Genomic DNA, 21,532 nt, shown 5'->3' with positions numbered 1-21,532 from the left:
CTGATCGAGCCGACCGGAGCCGAGCTGAAACTCCCCAGGTTCTCCCCCCAGAGCGGTCTGGTGTACCGGTGGGGCCGGCTGACGCGCCGCGGACAACGAGGTGAGGGATGCAATTCACCACCCGACCCACTCTGCAGGGCACCTTCGGCATGGTGTCCTCCACCCACTGGCTGGCCTCCCAGTCGGCGATGGCGGTCCTGGAGGACGGCGGCAACGCCTTCGACGCGGCCGTGGCCGGGGCGTTCGTGCTGCATGTGGTGGAGCCGCACCTCAACGGGCCGGCCGGCGAGGTGCCGATCCTGCTCGCCCCGGCCGGCGGCGCGGTGCGCGTGCTGTGCGGGCAGGGCGTGGCCCCGGCGGGAGCGACCGTCGCCCACTACCGGGGGCTCGGGCTGGACCTCGTACCCGGCACCGGGCCGCTCGCGGCCGCCGTGCCCGGCGCCTTCGACGCCTGGCTGCTGCTCCTGCGCGACCACGGCACGAAGTCCCTGGACGACGTCCTGAAGTACGCCGTCGGCTACGCCGAGCACGGGCACGCGCCCGTGGAGAAGCTCGGCGGGACCGTGGAGACCGTACGGGAGCTGTTCGAGACCGAGTGGACCTCGTCGGCGGAGGTCTACCTGCCCGGCGGCCGGGCGCCCCGGCCCGGTGAGCGCTTTCGCAACCCCGCCCTCGCCGCCACCTGGAAGCGGCTGCTGGCCGAGACCGCCGGTGCGGGCGACCGGGAGGCCCGGATCGACGCCGCGCGCGAGGTGTGGCGCTCCGGGTTCATCGCCGACGCCCTGGTACGGCAGTCCCGCCGGCCCACGAGGGACACCAGCGGCGAGCGGCACACCGGCACGCTCACCGAGGCCGACCTCGCCGGCTGGTCGGCGAGCTACGAGACCCCGGTGACCTATGACTGGAACGGCTGGACCGTCTGCAAGGCGGGCCCCTGGAGCCAGGGCCCCGCCCTCCTCCAGCAGCTCGCCCTGCTCCCGCCGGAACTGCCCGCCTACGGCTCCGCCGAGTACGTCCACCTGCTGATCGAGGGCTGCAAACTCGCCATGGCAGACCGCGAGGCCTGGTACGGGGACGCCGCCGAGGTGCCGGTCGCCGAACTCCTCTCGGACGACTACAACGCCGGCCGGCGCGGCCTCGTCGGCGCCGAGGCCTCCTGGGAGCTGCGGCCCGGCAGCCCCGGCGGACGCGCCCCGCGGCTGCCGGCGCAGGCGTACGCGCGCGTGGAGACCGGCGCCGACCGCGGCTTCGACCCGATGGGCGCCGGTGAGCCGACGGTCGCGGAGATCCCCGGCGAGCCGCAGGTGGCCGTCGACGGGACGACCCGCGGCGACACCTGCCACCTGGACGTCGTCGACCGCTGGGGCAACATGATCGCGGCCACGCCGAGCGGCGGCTGGCTGCAGTCCAACCCGGTCGTGCCCGAGCTGGGCTTCCCGCTCGGCACGCGCCTGCAGATGAGCTGGCTGGAGGAGGGCCTGCCCAACTCCCTCACCCCCGGCCGCCGCCCCCGCACCACGCTCACCCCGTCCCTCGCCCTGCGCGGCGGAGTGCCGGTCCTCGCCTTCGGCACGCCCGGTGGCGACCAGCAGGACCAGTGGCAGCTGCACTTCTTCCTCGCGGCCGCCCTGCGCGCCCCGGTCCGCGGCACCCTTGACCTCCAGGGCGCGATCGACGCCCCGAACTGGCACAACGACAGCTTCCCCAGCTCCTTCTACCCGCGCGGCCGCCGCCCCGGCAGCGTGACGGTGGAGTCCCGCATGGACGCGGGCGTGGTCGAGGGGCTGCGGCGGCGCGGGCACGCCGTCACCGTCGGCCCCTCCTGGTCCGAGGGGCGCCTGTGCGCGGTGGCCCGGGACCCGGAGACCGGCGTGCTGTCGGCGGCGGCCAACCCGCGCGGAATGCAGGGGTACGCCGTCGGCCGCTGACCGATCAAGGGAACCCGCTGTTCATCCCGATTCCATCCGCCGTGCACCGGGTGGGCGAGGATTGTCAGGGGGACGTGCTCTCATGTAGGCATGATCGAAGCAATGACGGAAACCATCGACGAGTTTCTCACCCGCTGTTCGGCCGATGTGGAGGAAGCGGTCCGCAAGGCCGCCGCGGCCGAGATCCTGCCCCGCTTCCGCTGCCTGGCCGAGCACGAGGTGGACCAGAAGAGCGGCCCCCACGACCTCGTGACGGACGCCGACCGGCTCGCCGAGCTGCGGCTCACCGGCGACCTCGGCGCCCTGCTGCCCGGATCGGTCGTGGTCGGCGAGGAGGCGGTGCACGCCGACCCGGCGACCTACGCGGCGCTCCAGGGTGACGCACCGGTCTGGATAGTCGACCCGGTCGACGGCACCCGCCAGTTCGTCCACGGCGACGACGGGTTCTGCACCCTGGTCGCGCTCGCCCACCGGGGCGTCGTCCTCGCCTCCTGGACCTATGCCGCGGCGCGCGACCAGCTCGCCACCGCGGTCCGCGGCCGGGGCGCCTTCCTCGACGGCGAGCGGCTGTTCGCGGGCCCGGCGGCGCCGGGCCGGGACCTCGCCGTCGCCACGTCCCACCCGGACTACACCACGGACGAGGAGAAGCGGGCGCTGCGCGCCCTGTGGGCCGACGGCCTCGCCCCCCGCCCCTGCGGTTCGGCGGGCCTGGAGTATCTCGCCATCGCCCGGGGCGAGTTGGACGCCGTGGCCTTCTCGTGGGAGGCGGCCTGGGACCACGCGGCCGGCCTGCTCCTGGTCGAGGAGGCGGGGGGCACGCACCTCACTCGCGACGGCGAGCCGTTCCGCGTGACCGGCGGCAACACCCTGCCGTTCACCGCGGCCCGGGACGGCGCGACCGCCCGCCGGGTGGCCGCACTGCTGCGCACGGCGGCCTGAGTCCGACCGGCCGGCGCCGGGTTCGCCCCCGTCCGTCGGCCCGTGCGCCACGGTGGATGCGGCGACTGCGCCTGCGCACGGGCGCGGGGCCGTGACGATGCGCGACTCCGCCGTGTGGGTGCGACCCGTCGCGACGGGGCCGCACCCGGCGACGGCCCGCGCCCCGGCGGCCCGCCCGGCCCCCGCCAGGGGAGTGTCAGTCCTCCGGCATATCCTGACCATGAGTGACCATCGGCTGACGAAGGGGTCCGAAGGTGCCGTCGATGCTCGATGCGGTCGTGGTGGGTGCGGGGCCGAACGGACTGACCGCTGCCGTGGAGCTGGCCCGCCGTGGCTTCTCCGTCGCGCTGTTCGAGGCCAAGTCCACCGTGGGCGGCGGCGCCCGCACCGAGGAACTGACCCTGCCCGGCTTCCGGCACGACCCGTGCTCGGCCGCCCACCCCCTGGGCATCAACTCACCGGCGTTCCGCGCCCTCCCCCTCGATCGCTACGGCCTCGAGTGGCTGCACTCGGAGCTGCCGATGGCGCACCCCTTCCTCGACGGCAGCGCGGCCGTGCTGTCCCGCTCGGTGGCCGAGACGGCCGCTTCCTTCGGACCGCGCGACGCGGGGGCGTACCGCAGGCTGGTCGAGCCGTTCCTCGCCCACTGGGACACCCTGGTACGGGACTTCATGTCCCTGCCCCTCACCGCGCTGCCGCGCGACCCCGTCACCCTGGCACGCTTCGGCCTGACCGGGCTGCCGCCGTCCACCTGGCTGCTGCGCCGCTTCAAGGACGAGCGGGCCAAGGCCCTTTTCGCCGGCCTGGTCGCGCATGTGATCGCGCCGCTGAGCGGCCTGGCCACCGGCGCCATCGGGCTGGTCTTCGCCCTGTCCGCCCATGCCCGCGGCTGGCCGGTTCCCCGCGGCGGCTCCCAGGCGATCTCCGACGCCCTCGCCGCGTACCTGAAGGACCTCGGCGGCGCCGTGCACACCGACTTCGAGGTCAAGCGCCTGGACGACCTGCCGCCCGCGCGGGCGTACGTCTTCGACACCTCGCCCACCGCGCTCGCCCGTATCGCCGGCTTCGGCGACACGTACGCGCACTACCGTTACGGCCCGGGCGTCTTCAAGATCGACTATGCGCTGGACGGCCCGGTGCCGTGGACCGCGCCCGAGGCGCGCGCAGCCACGACCGTCCAGATCGGCGCGAGCAAGGCCGAGATCTCCACCGCCCTGCGCGCCGCCTCTCGCGAGGGCCGCGCTCCCGGCAGACCATTCATGATCACTGTGCAGCCCGGCATCGTCGACCCGACCCGCGCCCCCGAGGGCAAGCAGGTCTTCTGGGCGTACGGCCATGTCCCCAACGGCTGGTCCGGCGACCTCACCGACGCCATGGAACGCCAACTGGAGCGTTTCGCCCCCGGGTTCCGCGACCGCGTGCTCGCCCGCGCCGTCGCCGGCCCCGCCGAGCTGGCCGCCCACAACGCCAACTACGTCGGCGGGGACATCGCCTGCGGCGCGGCGTCCGGGCTCCAGCTGCTGCTGCGCCCCAGACTGTCCCTGTTCCCGTACCACACCCCCCATCCGGCCGTCTTCATCTGTTCCTCGGCCACCCCGCCGGGACCCGGCGTGCACGGTATGTCGGGGCACAACGCCGCCAAGGCCGTCTGGCGAAGACTGAGGCAGACATGACCACGATCACCCTCGTCCAGGGCGACATCACCCGGGAGAGCGCGGACGCGATCGTCAACGCGGCCAACTCCTCCCTCCTCGGCGGCGGAGGAGTCGACGGCGCGATCCACCGGCGCGGCGGGCCCGCCATCCTTGAGGAGTGCCGCGCCCTGCGCGCCTCCCGGTACGGCAGGGGGCTGCCCACCGGTCAGGCGGTCGCCACGACGGCGGGCGCACTCGACGCCCGCTGGGTCATCCACACGGTGGGCCCGGTCTGGTCCGCCACCGAGGACCGCTCGGACCTGCTCGCCTCCTGCTACCGCGAGTCCCTGAAGCTCGCCGACGAGCTCGGCGCCCGTACGGTCGCGTTCCCGGCCGTCTCCACGGGTGTGTACCGGTGGCCGATGGAGGACGCGGCGCGGATCGCCGTGGAGGCGGTGCGCGGGGCGGCGACAGCGGTCGAGGAGGCCCGCTTCGTCCTCTTCGACGAGGGGGCGTACGAGGCGTTCGCCGCACAGCTTCCCTGACCCCGTCGCCGGCCGGACCTCCCGGGGCGCGGCCGCCTCGGTTTCTAGGCGACCGGTCGAGTACCTCCGGGTACTCGCCTCGTGGGACGCACCAGTGACGCCAAGGAGAAGATCCTGGCCGCCGCCCGCTCGCTCATCGGGGGGCGCGGCTACTCGGCGCTGGGCGTGGCCGAGATCTGCAAGGCCGCCGGGGTGCCGAAGGGCAGTTTCTACTGTTTCTTCGAGTCCAAGGAGGCCCTCGCGCTCGCCGTCGTCGACGAGCACGGGCGGCGCAGAAGGGCGACTGGGCCCGCGCCCTGAGCGGTGACGCCGAGCCGCTGCGACGGCTCAGGCGGCTGTTCGAGGAGACGGAGGCCGGGCAGCGCGCCGTCCAGGAGGACTGCGGAGCCGTGTGGGGATGCCTGTTCGGGAACCTCACCCTGGAGCTGAGCAACCAGACCGACGCCGTCCGCCGGCGGCTGCGGGAGATCTTCGACGCGCAGGTCGCCATGGCGGAGTCGGTCATCGCCGAGGCGCGGGAGCGCGGCGAGGTCGAAGTGGCCGACACCCGTGAGGCGGCGCGGGCGGTGGTGGCCCATCTGGAGGGCCAGGTGATGTTCGCCAAGCGGTACAACAACACCCAGCGACTGAGCCCCCTGTGGCAGAACTGCCGGGCCCTGCTCGGCGCCGCCCACGCCTAGCCAGGACCCGGCCGGCGTTCCGGTCGGGCGACCTGGGCAGGGCGGCGGTGCCGCGTCAGCCGGGGAAGTGCCGTACCGGTGTGTCGGTGCGGGCCGTGGCCGGACGGTCGTCAGCAGTGGGGCGGCCCTGCGGTACGGGGGCCGCATGCCCTGCCGCTGCCGTGTGGTGCGGGAAGCCGATCCGCAGGACGGCGGCTGCCGCGGCTGCCGCGAGGACCACGAGGGCGGCCAGCAGCAGGGCCTGGTGGTAGCCGTGGTGCAGCAGCGGCGCGACGGCCAGGGGGCCGAGGATCTGCCCGACGGAGTAGCCGGCGGTCAGCAGGGCGACGGAGCGGGGAAACCTCAGGTGCGCCCCCGTGCCCAGGGCGAGGGTGCTGACGCCCAGGAACGTGGCGCCGAACAGCAGCGCCGAGACGAGGGCGGCGGGCGTGCCCCCGGTCAGTGCGGGCAGGGCGATCCCGATCGCCTGGACCACCAGCGCGGTGCACAGCAGGCCCGGGCGGGACCAGCGGTGTCCGAGCCGGGCCCACAGCGCCGAGGACGGTACGGCGGCCAGCCCGACCAGCACCCAGGCGCCGCTGCCCACCCAGCCGGGGGAGCCCTGCCCGATGGCGGCGACCAGGAAGGTTCCGGCGACGATGTAGCCGACGCCCTCCAAGGTGTAGCTGACGAACAGGGCGGCGAACCAGCGGTGGCTGCGGGCCGTCGTCCCGTTCCCGGCCGCCGGGGCGCTGGGCGCCTCTTCGGGCCGCAGGTTCCACGAGGCCGCGGCGAGCACCGCCGTGAGCGCGGCGGCGGCCCACCAGGCGGCCCGCCAGTCGGCGACCGACCGCAGGGCCAGGACCAGCAGACCGGACAGCGCGATCCCGGCCCCCACACCGCCGAACGCCCAGCCGGGCAGGTGCGGCGGATGCTCCCGCAGATGGTGCAGGAGGGAACCGACGGCCACGACGAAGACCAGGGCGCTCGCCGCTCCGGCCAGCAGCCGCAGCACACCCCACACGGCCGTGCTGTGGGTGAGGGGCATCGCCGCGAGCGTGGCGGTCAGCAGGAGCAGCGAGCCGCGCAGCACGGCGCGTGAACGGACCAGCGCGGGAACCAGGGTGCCCCCGAGCGCGCCGACGAGGTATCCGGCGTAGTTGGCGGTGGCCAGGTTCGCCCCGGCGGCGGCGGACAGTCCCGCCTGGGCGTGCATCAGGGGCAGGACCGGCGTGTAGACGAAGCGGCCCACGCCCATGCCCGCGGCGAGCGCGGCGGCGGCCCGGGCGACCTGGGCCCACGGGGACGGAGCGTTCACCGGGCGCCCTCGCCCCGGCCCGGATCGTTGGGGTGGGACTCCAGCGGCGTGACCGTGAGCGTCATCCACGGCCGCAGCGGGAGGGTGCCGAGGACCTTGTCGTGGAGCTCGTCCTCGTCGGCGGCCCGCCATATGCCGATACTGCGCAACTCGCCCAGCGGGCGCCACAGCCGGGCCAGACGGCCGGTGGCGGCGAGTTCCCTCGCGCGGACGGCCTCGGCGGCCCGCCGCCGGTCGACCTCGTCCTGGCTGGTGCCCTCGGGGACGGTGGTGGTGATCTCGACCAGGAACTCTCGCATGATCTCTCTCCGTTGGTCCGCGGCCCGCGCAAGCCGTCGTTCTGCGGCACGCAGACGGCGTTGTTCCGCGGCACCTGCAAGCCGCTTCCCCGCGCCGCTTCGCCGCCGCTGCTCCACGGCACTCGCACGTGCGGTGCAGCCCCATCGTGCGCCGGCCACCAGCGCCGATGCCACGACCCGCTTCCTCGCTCGTGATAGGCGCAGCCTCCCAGTGCGCGTAGCATGGCGCGCGTGGAACTGCGCCAGCTGCGGTATTTCGTCGCGGTCGCGGAGGAGCTGAACTTCGGCCGGGCGGCCGAGCGGCTGCTCATCGCGGGCCCCTCGCTCTCGCAGCAGATCAAGGCGCTCGAACGGGACCTGGGTGTACGGCTGTTCGACCGCGACCGCCGCTCGGTCTCCCTCACCCCGGCCGGCGTGGCCCTCCTCCCGCACACCCGTGCCCTGCTGGAGCGGGCCGACGACCTCAAGAGCCGGGCCGGCCGGCTGTCCGGCTCGCAGCCGGTACGGCTGGGCTACGTCAACTGGCTGCCCCCGGACCTGGGTTCGCGCACGGCCGCGGTGGCCCAGGTGCACATCGACGCCTGGGTGGCCCCCTCCCACACCCAGGCCGCCCGGGTCGGCGACGGCAGCCTGGACGTCGCCGTGTGCTGGGTGCGGACCGAGGACCTCGAACGGCTGGGGCTGCGAGCCCGGCTGATCGGCGCCGACCGGCTCTACGCCGTCGCGAAGGGCACGGACACCGGCCCCGTCGCGGCCCGGGACATCGACGTCCTCATCGACGACGACGTCACCGCCTGGGCCGCCTGGAACGCGTACGCCGAGGAACTGGCGCGGGCCACCGGTGCCAGTGCCGTGCGCATCTCCGACGGCGCCGTCACCGGCCCCGCCTACTTCGACCACGTGCGGCGCTGCACCCGCCCCGTCCTCAACTCGCCCAAGGGGCAGACCACCCCGCTCCCGCCCGATCTGGTCCGCCGGGAGATCGTCGCGCCGAAGGTGTACTGGACCTGGTCGCTGGTCTGGCGCGAGAGCGAGGACCGCCCCGGGGTCCTGGCGGTCGTCGAGGCCCTGACCGACGGCGTCGGCGAGCTCGGGATCCATACCCCGGACGCCTGGCTGCCCCCCGACGACCCGTACGCACCGGCGGGCTGACCTGCGCTGGGAGCCTGAGGCTCGCAGATGGGAGGAGACCCGTCCTGGCAGCGCCGAGCAGCCCGCAGCCCGGCCACGAGGCAGTTGGTCGTCGCGTAGTGCCAGACCCGCCCGGGGCTGGGCAACCCCAGGGCCGTGGCGACGAGTTCGCGCGGTGTGAAGTGGCGGTACCGCAACCGTTCCGGGTGCTCCCATTCGGGTGCGTCGAGGTAGTCGGGCAGCCCGCTGGTGTGCCGCAGGAGCTGCCGGACGGTGATCCGGCGGCCGTCGTACCCGGGACCGCGGATCAGGCCGGGCAGATGGTGCTCGGCGGCGAGCTGGAGGACGACCGTCGCGGTGAAGGTCTTCGTGACGCTGCCGACGCGCAGCCGGTCGGTGGTGTTCATCCGGCGGCCGGTGCGGAGATCGGCCACACCGTCGGACACGGTCCAGTGGGTGCGGTGCGTTCCTGCGGCGTGGTCGTCGACGAGGACGGCGGCACCGGCGATCCGGTCGTGCGCGACCAGGCGGTGCACGGACCGGCGCAGGGCGCCGTGCGTGCCGCACGGGCGGGGCGCTGCCGGTCGGGTCCGGGCGGAGGACACGGGTGCGGCGGCCAGGACGACGGACGCCGTCATGGCCGCGAGGGCGCTACGTCTGCTGAGCGCGGAAGTCACGTGGGAGGTGGCCATGTGACAGCACGTCAGGCAGCCTCGGGGCCCCGATCCCTCCGGCAGGCAGGCGGCTCTGTCCGGGGGCCGGCACCAGTGGCCGAAGGGTGCAAACCCCCTCGAACCCCGGCCGTGCCGACACGCCGGTGGCGTCAGGCCAGTTCGCGCAGGGTCCGGCCGAGCAGGGCCACGCCCTCGGCGATGGCCCCCGGTGCGGTGGCCGCGTAGCCGAGGACGAGTCCGGGCCGCCCGGGTACCTGCCGGTGCCAGGACAGCGGTTGGCACTTCACGCCCCGCGCCAGCGCGGCGGCGGCCAACGCGGTGTCGGGCACGTCCGCCGCGTAGGTGACCGTCAGGTGCAGCCCCGCCGCGGCGCCGTGCACGGTCCCGCCCGGCAGCTGCTCGGCGAGGGCGCCGATCATCGCGTCACGGCGGTCGCGGTGCCGGCGCCGCAACAGCCGTAGCTGGCGCTCCAGTCCACCGGACTCCATCAGCCGGGCCAGCACCAGCTGCGGCAGCACGGCGTTGCCCAGGTCGTTGAACCGCTTGGCGTCGACCAGGGCGGTGCGATACCGCTTCGGAGCCACCAGCCAGCCGATGCGCAGCGCCGGAGCCAGCAGCTTCGACACGCTGCCCATGTAGCAGACCCGGTCGGCCAGCAGGGCCCGCAGCGCGGGGACCGGCGGCCGGTCGTAGCGGTGCTCGGCGTCGTAGTCGTCCTCCAGGATCAGCCCGCCCTCGCGGGCCCAGCCCAGCAGCTCCCGTCGGCGCTCGCCGCTGGTCACCACGCCGGTCGGGAACTGGTGGGCCGGCGTCAGCAGCACCGCGCGGGCGCCGCTCGCGCGCAGCGAGTCCACCCGCACCCCGTCCTCGTCCACCGGCACCGGCGGGGTGGCCAGGCCCCCGTTCCGCAGATGCTGACGGCCCCCGAGCGAGCCGGGGTCCTCCACCGCGACGGCGTCGACGCCGTCGGCCCGCAGAACCTGGTTGAGCAGCGTGAGCGCCTGGGCGGTGCCCGCGACGATCAGCACCTCGTCCGGATCCACCCGCACGCCCCGCATCCGCGCCAGCCAGTCGGCCACGGCCCGCCGCAGCGCGGGAGCGCCACGCGGGTCGCCGTAGCCGAGCTGCTCGGCGGACAGCTCCGCGAGGACGGCACGCTCGGCACGCAGCCAGGCGGTACGCGGGAAGGCGGCGAGGTCCGGCCGCCCGGGAGTGAAGTCGACGACGGCCGGGACCTCCCGCAACGCGTCGAAGACATCGGCACCGGGGGCGTCGGGGAACGGCGTCGCGGGTGCGGTGGAGTGCGGCGGGAGGGGTGCGCGAGGGGCCGGCGGGCCCTGCGCACGGGAGGGCGGTGTACGAGGGGCGCGGGAGGAGGGTGCCGGGGGCACGATGGACGGGCCGTACGACCCGGTGCCCGGCCTTCCGGACGCGCCGACGGACGGTGTCGCGGACCTGCCGGGAGCGGCACGCGCGGGGGTCTTCGGCGACTTGTCGGCTTCCGCGTCCCCGCGCCCGGATCCGGCGCGCGGCGGACCGACCGGTGCCGCCACCACCACCGTGCCCCCACGGCGGCGCCCTTGAAGGTGGCCGTCCTCGGCGAGGCGGCGGTAGGCCTCGGTGATCACCCCGCGGGAGACGCGGAGTTCGGCGGCCAGCACACGGGTGGGCGGGAGCCTGCTGCCCACGGCCAGGCGGCCGTCCGCTATCGCCTGCCGCAGCCGGCCCGCCAGCCACTCGGCCTTCCCGCCGGCGGGCACGTCACCAGCCGCCAGTTGCAGGAAGTCCGAGCCCCGGCCCGGGAGTTCACCCGCGACGGCCGGCACCGCTCGCTCCACGTCCACCGTGCTCATGCTGTCATGGTCCGCGCTCAGTCGCCGAAGGCGAATTCCGGAGCGCTCCGGGTGAGTACGGCCGTCTCCGTTCCGGCCGCCCAGTGCGCCGCCACCTCCGCCTCCACCGTCTTCAGCACCTCGGGCACGGTCGTCGTCCCGCCGTCGTGCATGGCCTCCGCCACCACCAGCACCCGGCGGGTGTGCTCGCCGACCGCCGAGTGGCCGCTCTGCCGGTGGGTCCAGCGCCGGGCGTGCGCCCGCCCCGCCGCGTCGACGAAGGTCACCTCGCCGGGCACGGGGTGCTCCACGCCCCCGCCGAACGCCGTGTACGTCTCCTCGCCGGCGGCCGGCCGCACCTCCAGCAGCGGCCAGGCGACACGGTCGACGTCGAGGACCGCGACCGGGATCGCGTACGCCGCCGAGAGCGCGTTGCACAGGTCGACCAGCGGGTGGATGCGCGGCAGCGACCGCTCCTTCCGCAGCCGCCGCAGCAGCGACTCCGAGGCACAGCGGTACTGGGTCGGCTTCAGACCCATACGGCTGAACGTCCGCCGCCAGGCGAGCACTTCGGGGAACTCGCCCTCGGTGGCGCCGGACAGCCGGTCCAGGGCGCGGGCGGTGTACGCGGCGGCGCGCGGCCCGGTGTCCACGCGGGCGTCGACACCGGCCGCGTACAGCGCGCCACAGGTCAGTTCGGGGTACGTGGACCAGATGCTCGCCGCGTGCCGGAATCGCATGCTCGGGTCCTCCTCGGGTTCGGGATCACCACCTTGCCGGGGCGATGGTCCGGCCACCAGAGCCAAACCCGGTACGGCTCACCGGTCCATAACCGCGTCGCGGGTGCCCGTGCCCCGCGAGCGGTAGACGACGTACCGGCGGACGACATAGCCGAGCGGGACGGCGAACGCGTGCACCGGGCGGCTGAACGGCCACAGCGCGAACAGGGCGAGGGCGAGCGGGGCGTGCAGCCGGTGGACGAGCGGGGCGTGCGCCATCGCGCCGACGTCCGGGTCGAGCGCGAACAGACTGCGGAACCACACGGCCACCCCGAGCCGGTAGTCGTAGGGGTCGGTCACCGAGGAGGCCGTGGCGGTCAGGCCGGCGAGCAGGACGGGCACCAGCAGTGGCAGGGCCGCCCGGTCGCCGCGGCTGCTCGACCGGCGTACGGCGGACACCCGCAGCCGCCGGTACGCGCGCCGGCCGGTGGCCTCGGAACGCGGCACGTTCACCAGACGTTCCTGCACGTGGTACATGAACACCGTGCCCGGCGGCATCCGGTGCGAGACCACCGCGCGGGCCACCACCACGCCGTTCGGGTTGACCGCCTCCACCCGGTCGTTGTCGGCCGCGCCGATCGCCTCCGCGTCGGCCACGCTCATCACCTCGCGCTCCCCGGCGGACAGGGCCGGACTCAGGTCCAACGGGGGGCGGTACGACAACCGGCGTGCGGTCGTCCTCCGCCTGACCGCCGCCGGCGAGGAGCTGGTGGACCGGGTGCTCAGCCACCGCCGTGCGGAGATCCGGGCTCTGGTGGAACGTCTGCCCGTGCGGGAGCGCGCCGGTCCGGCTCCCCGCGCTCACCGCTCTGACGGCCGCGGCCGACGAGCTGGATCCCGGTCTCGACCCGTCCGAGGAGGCGGGCCGCCTGGCGGGCCTGGTCGACGACCCCCTGAACCCGGCGCCGTAAAGCACCGCCAACATCAGGCCCCCGACCCGCCTCCTGGAGATCGGCACGTTTCTGGGCGCCGTAACCCCTGCCGGCCCGGGCCGGCCTTGACCCGGCGCCGTAGCGCACGGGACCGCTCGCAGAGCCCGCGTCACCGGCAGCACGCACCGGCCCCGCCTCCCGGAGGCCGGTACGCGGTGGGCGCCGTAGACCCTCCCGGGTTCCCCCCGCCCGGCCCCGGGCCGAGGTGCCGGTGTGCCGCGTGGCATCATCGGCCGAGGTCAGGAACGCCGTCGTACGAGGAACACGATGAACCCCGCTCTCACCGTCACCCCGGCGCTCGGGCCCGCGCTGCTGGACGACTTCTCCCTGGAGATGACCGGTAAGGACGTGACCCGGCTGGAGGAGGCGCGGGGCAGCATCCCGCCGGGCACCCGGATCAACATCACCTTCCTCGCCGGCGAGGACTTCGGCATGCGGCTCACCGCCGCCCGCGCGGTCAAGCGGCTCGGCTTCGTCCCCGTACCGCACATCTCCGCACGCCGCCTGCCCTCCCGCGCCGCACTGGAGGAGTTCCTGTCCGGGCTGGCCGCGGACGGCACCGCCGAGAACGTCTTCGTCGTGGGCGGCGACCCCGCTCGGCCCGAGGGCCCCTACGAGGACGCCCTCACCGTCCTGCGCACCGGTCTGCTCCAGCGCCACGGCGTCCGCCACATCGGCATCAGCGGCTACCCGGAGGGCCACCCCGCGATCACCGAGGGCACTCTGTGGTCGGCGCTCACCGACAAGGCGGCCGCCATCGGCGCGCACCGGCTCGGCGGCGACGTCATCACCCAGTTCGGCTTCGACGTCGATCCCGTCCTCAGCTGGCTGGAAGCCGCCCGCTCCCGGGGCGTGCACCTGCCCGTACGGATCGGCGTGCCCGGCCCGGCGGGCGTACGCCGGCTGCTCGGCTACGCCACCCGGTTCGGCGTCGCGACCAGCGCCTCCGTCGCCCGCAAGTACGGCTTCTCGCTGACCAACCTGATGGGTACGACCGGCCCGGACCGCTTCCTGCACACCCTCGCCCGCCGCTACGACCCCGAGCGGCACGGCGCGGTGAAGGTGCACTTCTACACCTTCGGCGGTCTGCGCCACACCGCCGAGTGGGTGGCACGGTTCCGGCAGACCGCTCCCAGGACGCCTGCCGCGCCGTGAGCTGGGCGCCGGCCGGCCAGGTCACTCACCTCAACGCCACCTCCCGGCCGAACTCGGCCATCCCCCCGGCAACCCCGGCCACGGCACCGACCGGCGCCCCCGCCCCGGCCCGCCGCAGGACACGCCTTCCGGATCGGAACCCCGCCAGGCCCGCGAACGCTGGTGTCGGATTTCCGCCAGCGATCGCCGCCCGCGGTGGCCGATGCTGGAGGCATGCAGACAGCGACGCACCTCGACCGGGAGCACTGCGTACGCGCCGTGCAGTCCAAGGACGCGCGGTTCGACGGGTGGTTCTTCACGGCTGTCCTGACCACCCGTATCTACTGCCGGCCCAGCTGTCCCGTCGTGCCGCCCAAACCGGAGAACATGACCTTCTACCCGAGCGCGGCCGCGTGCCAGCAGGCCGGGTTCCGGGCCTGCAAGCGCTGCCGCCCGGACACCAGCCCCGGCTCCCCGGAGTGGAACCAGCGCGCCGACCTCGTCGCCCGGGCCATGCGGCTCATCGCCGACGGCGTCGTGGACCGCGACGGCGTGCCCGGACTCGCCGCCCGGCTCGGCTACAGCGCCCGCCAGGTGGAGCGGCAGCTCCTCGCCGAACTCGGCGCCGGCCCCCTCGCGCTCGCCCGTGCCCAGCGGGCCCAGACCGCGCGGCTGCTCATCGAGACCACCCCGCTGCCCATGGCGCAGATCGCCTTCGCGGCCGGTTTCTCCTCCATCCGCACCTTCAACGACACCGTCCGCGAGGTGTTCGCCCTGACCCCGAGCGAGCTGCGCGCCCGGGCACCGCGGTCCGGGGCCGGCACGCCCGGCGCCCTCAGCCTGCGGCTGCCGTTCCGCGCCCCGCTCAACCCCTCCAACCTCTTCGGGCACCTCGCCGCCACGGCCGTACACGGCGTGGAGGAGTGGTGCGACGGCGCCTACCGACGCACGCTGCGCCTGCCGTACGGCCACGGGATCGTCTCCCTGGCCCCTCGCCCCGACCACATCGCGTGCCGCCTGACCCTCAGTGACCTGCGCGACCTGACCGTGGCGATCAGCCGCTGCCGCCGCCTGCTCGACCTGGACGCCGACCCCGTCGCCGTCGACGACCGGCTGCGCACCGACCCGCTGCTCGCCCCGCTGGTGGACCGGGCTCCCGGCCGCCGGGTGCCGCGCACGGTCGACGAGGCCGAGTTCGCCGTCCGCGCCGTGCTCGGGCAGCAGGTGTCCACGGCCGCCGCCCGCACCCACGCGGCCCGGCTGGTCGGGGCGCACGGCAAGCCGGTGGACGACCCCGACGGCGGTCTCACCCATCTCTTCCCGTCCCCCGAGGCACTGGCGGAGACCGACCCCGAGAACCTGGCGATGCCCCGCACCCGGCGCACCACCTTCACCACGCTGGTCCGCCAACTCGCCGAAGGATCACTGCACTTGGGCGTCGAATCCGACTGGGCCCAGGCCCGCGCCCGGCTCCTCTCACTGCCCGGCTTCGGCCCCTGGACGGTCGATGTCATCGCCATGCGCGCCCTCGGCGACCCGGACGCCTTCCTCCCCACCGACCTCGGCATCCGGCGCGCGGCGGGAGAGCTGGGCCTGCCCGCCACCCCGGCCTCGCTGACCGCCCGCGCGGAGGCATGGCGGCCCTGGCGGGCGTACGCCGTGCAGTACCTGTGGGCGACCGACGGCCACCCGATCAACTTCCTGCCCGTGTAAGAAGGATTCCCCGTGACGTTCCACACCGTGATCGACAGCCCGTACGGCCCGCTGACCCTGGTGGCCGATGCCGACGGCGCCCTGTGCGGCCTCTACATGACCGGCCAGCGGCACCGCCCGCCCGAGGAGGACTTCGGCCCGCGCGACGACGACCTGCCCTGCTTCGCCGCGGCGCGGGAGCAGCTGGCGGCCTACTTCGCGGGCGAGCTGCAGCAGTTCACCCTCGAACTCGCCCTGCGCGGAACCCCCTTCCAGCGCAGCGTCTGGCAGGAGCTCACCCGCATCCCCTACGGCGAGACCCGCACCTACGGCCAACTCGCCGACGCCCTCGGCAATCCCCAGGCCTCGCGCGCGGTCGGCCTCGCCAACGGCAGGAACCCCGTCGGCATCATCGTCCCCTGCCACCGCGTCATCGGCGCGGGCGGCGGCCTCACCGGCTACGGCGGCGGACTGGACCGCAAGCGGCGGCTGCTGGACTTCGAGCGAGCCGGAGCGCTCTTCTGAACCCGCTGGTGGCGTACGCCACTTCCGCGCGCCGTCTTGTATGGTCGCGCGGGTGGGGCGGGCTCTCGGCGTCAGGGGTGAGATGGCAGCCAGCGACGTTCAGGTCTGGACGGGCATCGTCGGGACCTTCGCCACCGTCGGCGTCAGCGTGCTGGGAGTCCTCAACTTCCAGCGCAAACGTGACAGGTCCGCGGCGGTCGGCACGGCGTTCAGGGACGTCATGGAGGCGCTGGCGTCGGACAACTCGACCCAGCAGATGGCCGCCGCGATCCTCATGCGCCGGTTCTTCGACACCAACCCGGAACAGGGGGCGGGCCGCACACCGTACGCCAACGAGGCGATCGCCGTGATCACGGGACTGCTGCGGGAAGCCGGGACGGGCCCCATACAGAAGGTCCTCGCCGACGGGCTCCGGTACGCCCCGTCCCTCGCCCGGGCAGACCTGCAGGGCTGTAACCTGACGCGCGCCTACCTCGGCCGCAAGGAGGGCGACCGCAGGAACGTCGATCTCACCCAGGCCGATCTCTTCGAGGCCGATCTCACGGGCGCGTCCTTGAAGGGAGTCGTCGCGCCCGGGGCCGTCTTCTACCGGGCGAAGCTCGAGGACGCCGTTCTGTCCGGCGCGGTGCTGTCCGGCGCGGACTTCCGGGAAGCTCGGCTGACCGGTGCCCATTTCGCCGGGGCGCGGCTCGGGGGAGCACAGTTCTCCGGGGCCCTCGACGTTCCCGCAAACATAATGGCTCTGTTGGATTCCGACGGCAGAGTAGTCAGCGAAGAACCTGTATGAACCTGAGCACAGCAGCACCCTGCCGAGTCTTCCTCGGAGCACCGTCCGTGCTCACCGCGGAGCAGGAGCCGGAACGGGAACGTTGGGTGGCCTGGATCGAGCGGCAGGGATGCGAGGTCGTCCGTCTGAGCCGGGACGCCTACGGCGAGGATCCCTGGCGCGCGCTGGCCCGGCTGTTCTGGGAGGTCGACGGTGTCGTGCTGCTCGGGTTCCGGCAGCTCGACGCCCGCAACGCCGTCTGGCGGCCGGACACCAAGGAGGAACACGCCTCGGCGGGTTGGTGGACCACTCCCTGGCTGCACATCGAGGCCGGCATGGCCGTGGCCCTGGGGCTGCCGGTCCTGGTCGCGCCCGAGACCGACGTCGAGGACGGCGTGTTCCACCCCGACGTCTGGGGCACCCAGGTGAACGGTACCGAGCTGAGCCCCCCGGGGACAGGGGCCGCCGACTGGCTGAACGCCGTCCGCGAACACCGCGACCACCGCGCCGGAACCGGTCGGGACCAGCGCTGAAACAGCCGTCGGCGCAAGTGCGGACGGGCGGCGTGGCCGGCTCAGGCGCCCGTCGCCCAGCGCACCGCGGCGACCACTGCGAGCAGCAGGGCCGGTCCCACCCACCACCAGCGCATGACCCGACGCACCGGCGGCAGTGCCCATACGACCGTTGCTGCCGCGGCCGCCCCGATGGTCAGGACGCACGACAGGACGATGCCCCCATGGGCGTCGTCGTCCCATGGACCGGAGGCGCAAGCCGTTGCCGGCGTCCGGCCCCGGTCGACCGGTCTAGTGATCACCCTCGGCACGCAACGCACTCAAGAGTGCGGGCAGCGCGGTGCCGATCGGCTCTCGGACGACTTCGTCGGCGCGGTCGTCGTAGGGCGTCGGTTCGGCGTTGACGATGGTGAGGCGGGCGCCGTGGTCGGCGGCGATGCCGACCAGGCCGGCGGCTGGCTGTACCTGCAGGCTGCTGCCGACGGCGAGGAACACGGTGCACGCCTTGCTGATCGACACCGCCTCGCCGAGCACCACCGGGTCCAGCCGCTCGCCGAACATCACGGTCGCCGATTTCAGGATGCCCCCGCACTCCAGGCACGCGGGGTCCTCCTCGCCGGCCTCGACGCGGGCGAGGGCGGCGTCCATCGGGCCGCGCACGTGGCACCGGGTGCACACCACACTGCGCGCGCTGCCGTGCAGTTCCAGCACCTTCCGGGCGGGCATCCCGGCCAGCTGGTGCAGCCCGTCCACGTTCTGCGTGATCACCCGCACCGGGATGCCGGACTTCTCCAGCTCGGCGACGGCCCGGTGCGCCGCGTTGGGCTCGGCCTGCAGCGCGCGGTTCTTCCGCCGCATCTGCCAGGACCGCCGCCGGATCTCCGGGTCGTTCATGTAGTACTCGTACGTCACGAGCTTCTCGGCCTCGGGGTCTCGCCGCCACAGCCCGTTCGGCCCGCGGTAGTCCGGGATGCCGGAGTCGGTCGAGATGCCCGCGCCGCTCAGCACGGCGACGAGGGGCTTGGTCATGGTGCCGAGGGTAGGCCGGGCGGGCGCGGCCGCGCGAACGGATAACGCCGCCGGTCACTCGGCCGAACGCCGCGCTGCGCGCCGCCGCGACGGCTGCCGCCGGAGCCGATCCGACCGGCACCGCCCAGGCCGAGCACGGCGGCCGTACGCCGGGCACGGCCGCCGCCCGGCACCAGTGACCGGCGACGAGGGTGAGCGGGGTCGGCGGCAGGCGAGGACCGGGCGCGGACGGCCGCCGGCGGCGTCAGCGGCGGTCACGCCACCCGGTGGCCGTTCTCCAGTTCCGCCGTGCCGGAGCCGTCCGCGAGGACGTCCAGGGCCGTCAGGACGCGGCGGCCGAGGGCGCCGGGCAGGTGGTCGGTGATCTCCTCGCGCGGGACCAGGCGCCAGGACAGCAGCTCCTCCTCCTGCAGGCGGATCGCCTTCAGGTCGGCCTCCGTGAGGAGACCGCCGTCGTACAGGTACGCGACCAGGGGCGGCCGGCCGGCGCCGTGCACCCAGTCGACGGCCAGCAGCCGGCCGAGCTCCCGGTCGAGCCCGATCTCCTCCAGCGTCTCCCGGCGGGCCCCCTCGCGCGGGGTCTCCCCGTCGTCCGACTCGATAGTGCCGCCCGGAAGCGCCCAGCCCTCGCGGTAGTTGGGCTCGACCAGCAGCACGCGCCCCTCGGCGTCCCGGAAGAGCGCGGCGGCACCGGCGAGGACACGGGGCAGGCTCGCGATGTACGTGGCGAAGTCACCAGTCGTGGTCATTGGGGAAGGGTAACCAGGCGCGGGACGAGTACGGGCCGGTCGTCGCAAGGCGCTGGGTGCGTTCCGCCAGCGCACTGATCCGTACGCCGTCGAAGCCGAACACCGCGCTCCGGACCGTGTCCTCGAGCGGGTCCTTCCACTGGCCGGGGATCGCGTCCGCGCCGGTGAGGACCCCGGCCACCGAGCCGGCCGTCGCCCCGTTGGAGTCGGTGTCCAGCCCGCCGCGCACGGTCAGGGCGATGGTCCGGGTGAAGTCGCCTTCGCCGTACAGCAGCCCGGCCGTGAGGACGGCGGCGTTCGGGACGGTGTGGATCCAGCCCAGGCCGGCGATCTCCGCGGCCAGCGTCGCCAGGGTCTCCTCCCAGGGCAGCCGCGTCTCGTGCAGGGTCATGACCCGCCGCACGGTACGGGCGAGCCGGCTGCTCGCCGGGATCACGCCGAGCGCCGTGTCGAGTGCGTCCCGCACGGTGGGCGCGGTGAAGGCCGCCGCGATCAGCGCCGCCGCCCACATGGCGCCGTACACGCCGTTGCCGGTGTGCGACAGCACCGCGTCCCGGCGGGCCAGACCGGCGGCGCCGGCCGGGTCGCCGGGGCGGGTCCAGCCGTACACGTCGGCGCGGATCAGCGCGCCGATCCACTCCTGGTACGGGTTGTCGTACGTCGCCGTCAGCGGCGGCTTCAGCCCGTTGGCGAGATTGCGGTACGCCGCCCGTTCCGCGGTGAAGGTCTGCAGATAGGGCAGCCGCAGCAGCCACAGCTCGCCGACCTGCTCGGTACTGAAGCCGAAGCCGTACGTCTCCAGCAGGTGCAGGCCGAGGATCGCGTAGTCGACGTCGTCGTCGCGCACGCTGCCGTGGATGCGCCCGCGCACGCAGTCCCGCCACTCCGGGCGCAGTACGGCGGTCTCGTCCGGGTCGGCCGGCTCGGGCAGGTAGCCGGTGAGCGGCAGGGCGGCGGCCTTGCGCAGATAGCGGTCGATGCGCTCGCGGGTCCACACCTCGCCCTGTTCCACCGGCTTGCCGAGCATGTTGCCCGCGATCCGGCCGAGCCAGCCGCCGTGGATGCGATCGGCGAGGGCGGGGAGGTCGGCGGGCTGTGGGCGCTGGCTGGTCATGGCTGGGGTCTACCCGTTTTGCCCAGGGTCTTCCCAGCCGCTTCCCAGCCTTCGGTCGGGGCATGACGAGGGGGGTCTCATGCGGTTAAGGTCGCAGCGGCGCGACTGGCCCCGACGTGCGCGGGGCCCGGAGAGCAAGGGGAAAGCAAGGTGGCGGACGCTGCAGTGAACGAGACCCGTCGGGTGCTCATCGCCGCGGACAAGTTCAAGGGCTCGCTGACGGCCGTGCAGGTCGCCGGGCGGGTGACGGCCGGGCTGCGCCGGGTCGTGCCGGACCTGCCGGTCGAGGCGCTGCCCGTGGCCGACGGCGGCGACGGGACCGTGGACGCGGCGGTCGCGGCCGGTTTCGAACGGCACGAGGTGCGCGTCGCCGGGCCGCTGGGCCAGGAGGTGACCGCCGCGTTCGCGCTGCGCGGCGGGACCGCGGTCGTGGAGATGGCCGAGGCGAGCGGCCTGCAGCGCCTTCCGGCCGGAGTCTTCGCGCCGCTCACGGCCTCGACGTACGGCTCCGGCGAACTGCTGCGGGCCGCGCTCGACGCGGGCGCCCGGACGATCGTGTTCGGCGTCGGCGGCAGCGCCACGACGGACGGCGGCGCGGGCATGCTGTCCGCGCTGGGGGCCCGGTTCCTGAACGAGGACGGCGAGCCGGTGACGCCGGGCGGCGGCGGGCTGGCGGATCTCGCCCGCGCCGACCTGTCCGGCCTGGACCCGCGGCTGTCCTCGGTGGAGCTGGTGCTGGCCAGCGACGTCGACAACCCGCTGACCGGGCCGAAGGGCGCGCCGGCGGTGTACGGCCCGCAGAAGGGTGCCTCGCCCGACGACGTGGAGACCCTGGACGAGGCCCTCGCGCACTTCGCGAAGGTGCTGGAGGCCGAGGTGGGGCCGCGCGCGGCGGAGTACGCGGCCTCGCCGGGCGCGGGCGCGGCGGGCGGCGTCGGCTTCGGCGCGCTGCTGCTGGGCGCCCGTTTCCGGGCCGGCATCGAGGTCATGCTGGACGTGCTGGGCTTCGCGCCCGCACTGGAACGGGCCTCGCTGGTGATCACCGGTGAGGGGTCGCTGGACGAGCAGACGCTGCACGGGAAGGCGCCGGCGGGGGTGGCCGCGGCGGCGCGGGCCGCGGGCAAGGAGGTCGTCGCGGTGTGCGGCCGGCTCGCCCTGCCCGCGCAGGCGCTGCAGCGGGCCGGGATCCGGCGGGCGTACCCGCTCACCTCGGTCGAGCCGGACGTGGCCCGGTGCATCGCGGAGGCCGGTCCGATCCTCGAGGACCTGGCGGAGAGGATCGCGCGGGACCGGCTGCTCTGAGCGGGAGCGGTGAACGGGCGGGCGTGGCGCCCGCCCGTC

General features: G+C 74.6%; 21 protein-coding genes and 2 pseudogenes. 13 read left to right on the top strand and 10 right to left on the bottom strand.

Annotation, left to right across the window (positions count from 1 at the left end; genetic code table 11):
- Nucleotides 1–107: 107 nt before the first annotated feature.
- The 5 genes and pseudogenes from AB0L59_RS29385 (at nt 108) to AB0L59_RS29365 (ending at nt 5,726) form a co-directional block, all read left to right on the top strand.
- Nucleotides 108–1,928, top strand: coding sequence for a gamma-glutamyltransferase (locus tag AB0L59_RS29385; RefSeq protein WP_365589470.1), 1,821 nt, complete (start codon nt 108–110; stop codon nt 1,926–1,928).
- Between the two features lie 90 nt (nt 1,929–2,018).
- A complete protein-coding gene (locus AB0L59_RS29380) occupies nt 2,019–2,867 on the top strand; it encodes an inositol monophosphatase family protein (RefSeq protein WP_365589468.1) in 849 nt (282 codons plus the stop codon).
- Between the two features lie 254 nt (nt 2,868–3,121).
- Nucleotides 3,122–4,540, top strand: coding sequence for an NAD(P)/FAD-dependent oxidoreductase (locus tag AB0L59_RS29375; protein WP_365589466.1), 1,419 nt, complete (start codon nt 3,122–3,124; stop codon nt 4,538–4,540).
- On the top strand, nt 4,537–5,046 hold the full coding sequence (locus AB0L59_RS29370) for an O-acetyl-ADP-ribose deacetylase (RefSeq protein ID WP_365589464.1): 510 nt from the start codon (nt 4,537–4,539) through the stop codon (nt 5,044–5,046). The genes AB0L59_RS29375 and AB0L59_RS29370 overlap by 4 nt, the downstream gene beginning before the upstream one ends.
- 81 nt (nt 5,047–5,127) lie before the next feature.
- Nucleotides 5,128–5,726: pseudogene (locus AB0L59_RS29365) on the top strand (TetR/AcrR family transcriptional regulator).
- 55 nt (nt 5,727–5,781) lie between these two features.
- Here the strand turns inward: AB0L59_RS29365 and AB0L59_RS29360 are convergent.
- Together AB0L59_RS29360 and AB0L59_RS29355 are read right to left on the bottom strand one after the other, a co-directional pair.
- Complete coding sequence (locus AB0L59_RS29360; protein ID WP_365589563.1) at nt 5,782–6,963, bottom strand: YbfB/YjiJ family MFS transporter; 1,182 nt, start codon at nt 6,961–6,963, stop codon at nt 5,782–5,784.
- A gap of 56 nt (nt 6,964–7,019) precedes the next feature.
- Nucleotides 7,020–7,322, bottom strand: coding sequence for a muconolactone Delta-isomerase family protein (locus tag AB0L59_RS29355; protein WP_365589462.1), 303 nt, complete (start codon nt 7,320–7,322; stop codon nt 7,020–7,022).
- A gap of 222 nt (nt 7,323–7,544) precedes the next feature.
- Between AB0L59_RS29355 and AB0L59_RS29350 the strand changes: the two genes are divergently transcribed.
- On the top strand, nt 7,545–8,474 hold the full coding sequence (locus tag AB0L59_RS29350) for a LysR family transcriptional regulator (RefSeq protein WP_365589460.1): 930 nt from the start codon (nt 7,545–7,547) through the stop codon (nt 8,472–8,474).
- Between the two features lie 122 nt (nt 8,475–8,596).
- Here AB0L59_RS29350 and AB0L59_RS29345 read toward each other — a convergent pair.
- From AB0L59_RS29345 to AB0L59_RS29330, 4 genes and pseudogenes are all read right to left on the bottom strand, one after another.
- Nucleotides 8,597–9,091 (bottom strand): annotated as a pseudogene (locus tag AB0L59_RS29345) (serine hydrolase domain-containing protein); the annotation flags it as partial.
- A gap of 185 nt (nt 9,092–9,276) precedes the next feature.
- On the bottom strand, nt 9,277–10,980 hold the full coding sequence (locus AB0L59_RS29340; RefSeq protein WP_365589458.1) for an aminotransferase class I/II-fold pyridoxal phosphate-dependent enzyme: 1,704 nt from the start codon (nt 10,978–10,980) through the stop codon (nt 9,277–9,279).
- 17 nt (nt 10,981–10,997) lie between these two features.
- Nucleotides 10,998–11,699, bottom strand: coding sequence for a phenylalanine--tRNA ligase beta subunit-related protein (locus tag AB0L59_RS29335; protein ID WP_365589456.1), 702 nt, complete (start codon nt 11,697–11,699; stop codon nt 10,998–11,000).
- 78 nt (nt 11,700–11,777) lie between these two features.
- Nucleotides 11,778–12,383: a respiratory nitrate reductase subunit gamma gene (locus AB0L59_RS29330; RefSeq protein ID WP_365589454.1), complete on the bottom strand. Its 606-nt coding sequence runs from the start codon at nt 12,381–12,383 to the stop codon at nt 11,778–11,780.
- Nucleotides 12,384–12,472: 89 nt separating this feature from the next.
- On the opposite strand from AB0L59_RS29330, the gene AB0L59_RS29325 reads away from it, so the two are divergent.
- The 6 genes from AB0L59_RS29325 to AB0L59_RS29300 all read left to right on the top strand — a co-directional run bounded on the left by AB0L59_RS29325 (nt 12,473) and on the right by AB0L59_RS29300 (nt 17,320).
- Nucleotides 12,473–12,649 carry a hypothetical protein gene (locus AB0L59_RS29325; protein WP_365589452.1) on the top strand — a complete coding sequence of 59 codons (177 nt, stop codon included), beginning with the start codon at nt 12,473–12,475 and terminating at the stop codon, nt 12,647–12,649.
- 288 nt (nt 12,650–12,937) lie between these two features.
- Complete coding sequence (locus AB0L59_RS29320) at nt 12,938–13,825, top strand: methylenetetrahydrofolate reductase (RefSeq protein ID WP_365589450.1); 888 nt, start codon at nt 12,938–12,940, stop codon at nt 13,823–13,825.
- Nucleotides 13,826–14,038: 213 nt separating this feature from the next.
- Entirely contained in the window at nt 14,039–15,517 is a 1,479-nt protein-coding gene (locus AB0L59_RS29315) for an AlkA N-terminal domain-containing protein (RefSeq protein WP_365589448.1), read from the top strand.
- Between the two features lie 12 nt (nt 15,518–15,529).
- A complete protein-coding gene (locus AB0L59_RS29310; RefSeq protein WP_365589446.1) occupies nt 15,530–16,021 on the top strand; it encodes a methylated-DNA--[protein]-cysteine S-methyltransferase in 492 nt (163 codons plus the stop codon).
- Nucleotides 16,022–16,103: 82 nt separating this feature from the next.
- Nucleotides 16,104–16,808, top strand: coding sequence for a pentapeptide repeat-containing protein (locus AB0L59_RS29305; RefSeq protein WP_365589444.1), 705 nt, complete (start codon nt 16,104–16,106; stop codon nt 16,806–16,808).
- Between the two features lie 47 nt (nt 16,809–16,855).
- Nucleotides 16,856–17,320 carry a hypothetical protein gene (locus tag AB0L59_RS29300; protein ID WP_365589442.1) on the top strand — a complete coding sequence of 155 codons (465 nt, stop codon included), beginning with the start codon at nt 16,856–16,858 and terminating at the stop codon, nt 17,318–17,320.
- Between the two features lie 41 nt (nt 17,321–17,361).
- Here AB0L59_RS29300 and AB0L59_RS29295 read toward each other — a convergent pair whose 3' ends face one another.
- From AB0L59_RS29295 to AB0L59_RS29280, 4 genes are all read right to left on the bottom strand, one after another.
- Nucleotides 17,362–17,601: a hypothetical protein gene (locus AB0L59_RS29295; RefSeq protein WP_365589440.1), complete on the bottom strand. Its 240-nt coding sequence runs from the start codon at nt 17,599–17,601 to the stop codon at nt 17,362–17,364.
- A complete protein-coding gene (locus AB0L59_RS29290) occupies nt 17,591–18,328 on the bottom strand; it encodes a Sir2 family NAD-dependent protein deacetylase (protein ID WP_365589438.1) in 738 nt (245 codons plus the stop codon). Before AB0L59_RS29290 ends, AB0L59_RS29295 begins: the two co-directional genes overlap by 11 nt.
- Nucleotides 18,329–18,582: 254 nt before the next feature.
- Nucleotides 18,583–19,077 carry an NUDIX hydrolase gene (locus AB0L59_RS29285; protein ID WP_365589437.1) on the bottom strand — a complete coding sequence of 165 codons (495 nt, stop codon included), beginning with the start codon at nt 19,075–19,077 and terminating at the stop codon, nt 18,583–18,585.
- Nucleotides 19,061–20,191 (bottom strand): ADP-ribosylglycohydrolase family protein, encoded by a 1,131-nt coding sequence (locus AB0L59_RS29280; RefSeq protein WP_365589435.1) that lies wholly within the window; start codon nt 20,189–20,191, stop codon nt 19,061–19,063. Before AB0L59_RS29280 ends, AB0L59_RS29285 begins: the two co-directional genes overlap by 17 nt.
- 183 nt (nt 20,192–20,374) lie before the next feature.
- On the opposite strand from AB0L59_RS29280, the gene AB0L59_RS29275 reads away from it, so the two are divergent.
- Nucleotides 20,375–21,493 (top strand): glycerate kinase, encoded by a 1,119-nt coding sequence (locus tag AB0L59_RS29275; RefSeq protein WP_365589561.1) that lies wholly within the window; start codon nt 20,375–20,377, stop codon nt 21,491–21,493.
- Nucleotides 21,494–21,532 lie beyond the last annotated feature (39 nt).

Source organism: Streptomyces sp. NPDC052109, from assembly GCF_040680195.1.
Taxonomy (GTDB): Bacteria; Actinomycetota; Actinomycetes; order Streptomycetales; family Streptomycetaceae; genus Streptomyces.
This window is presented reverse-complemented; position numbering and strand designations above follow the sequence as displayed.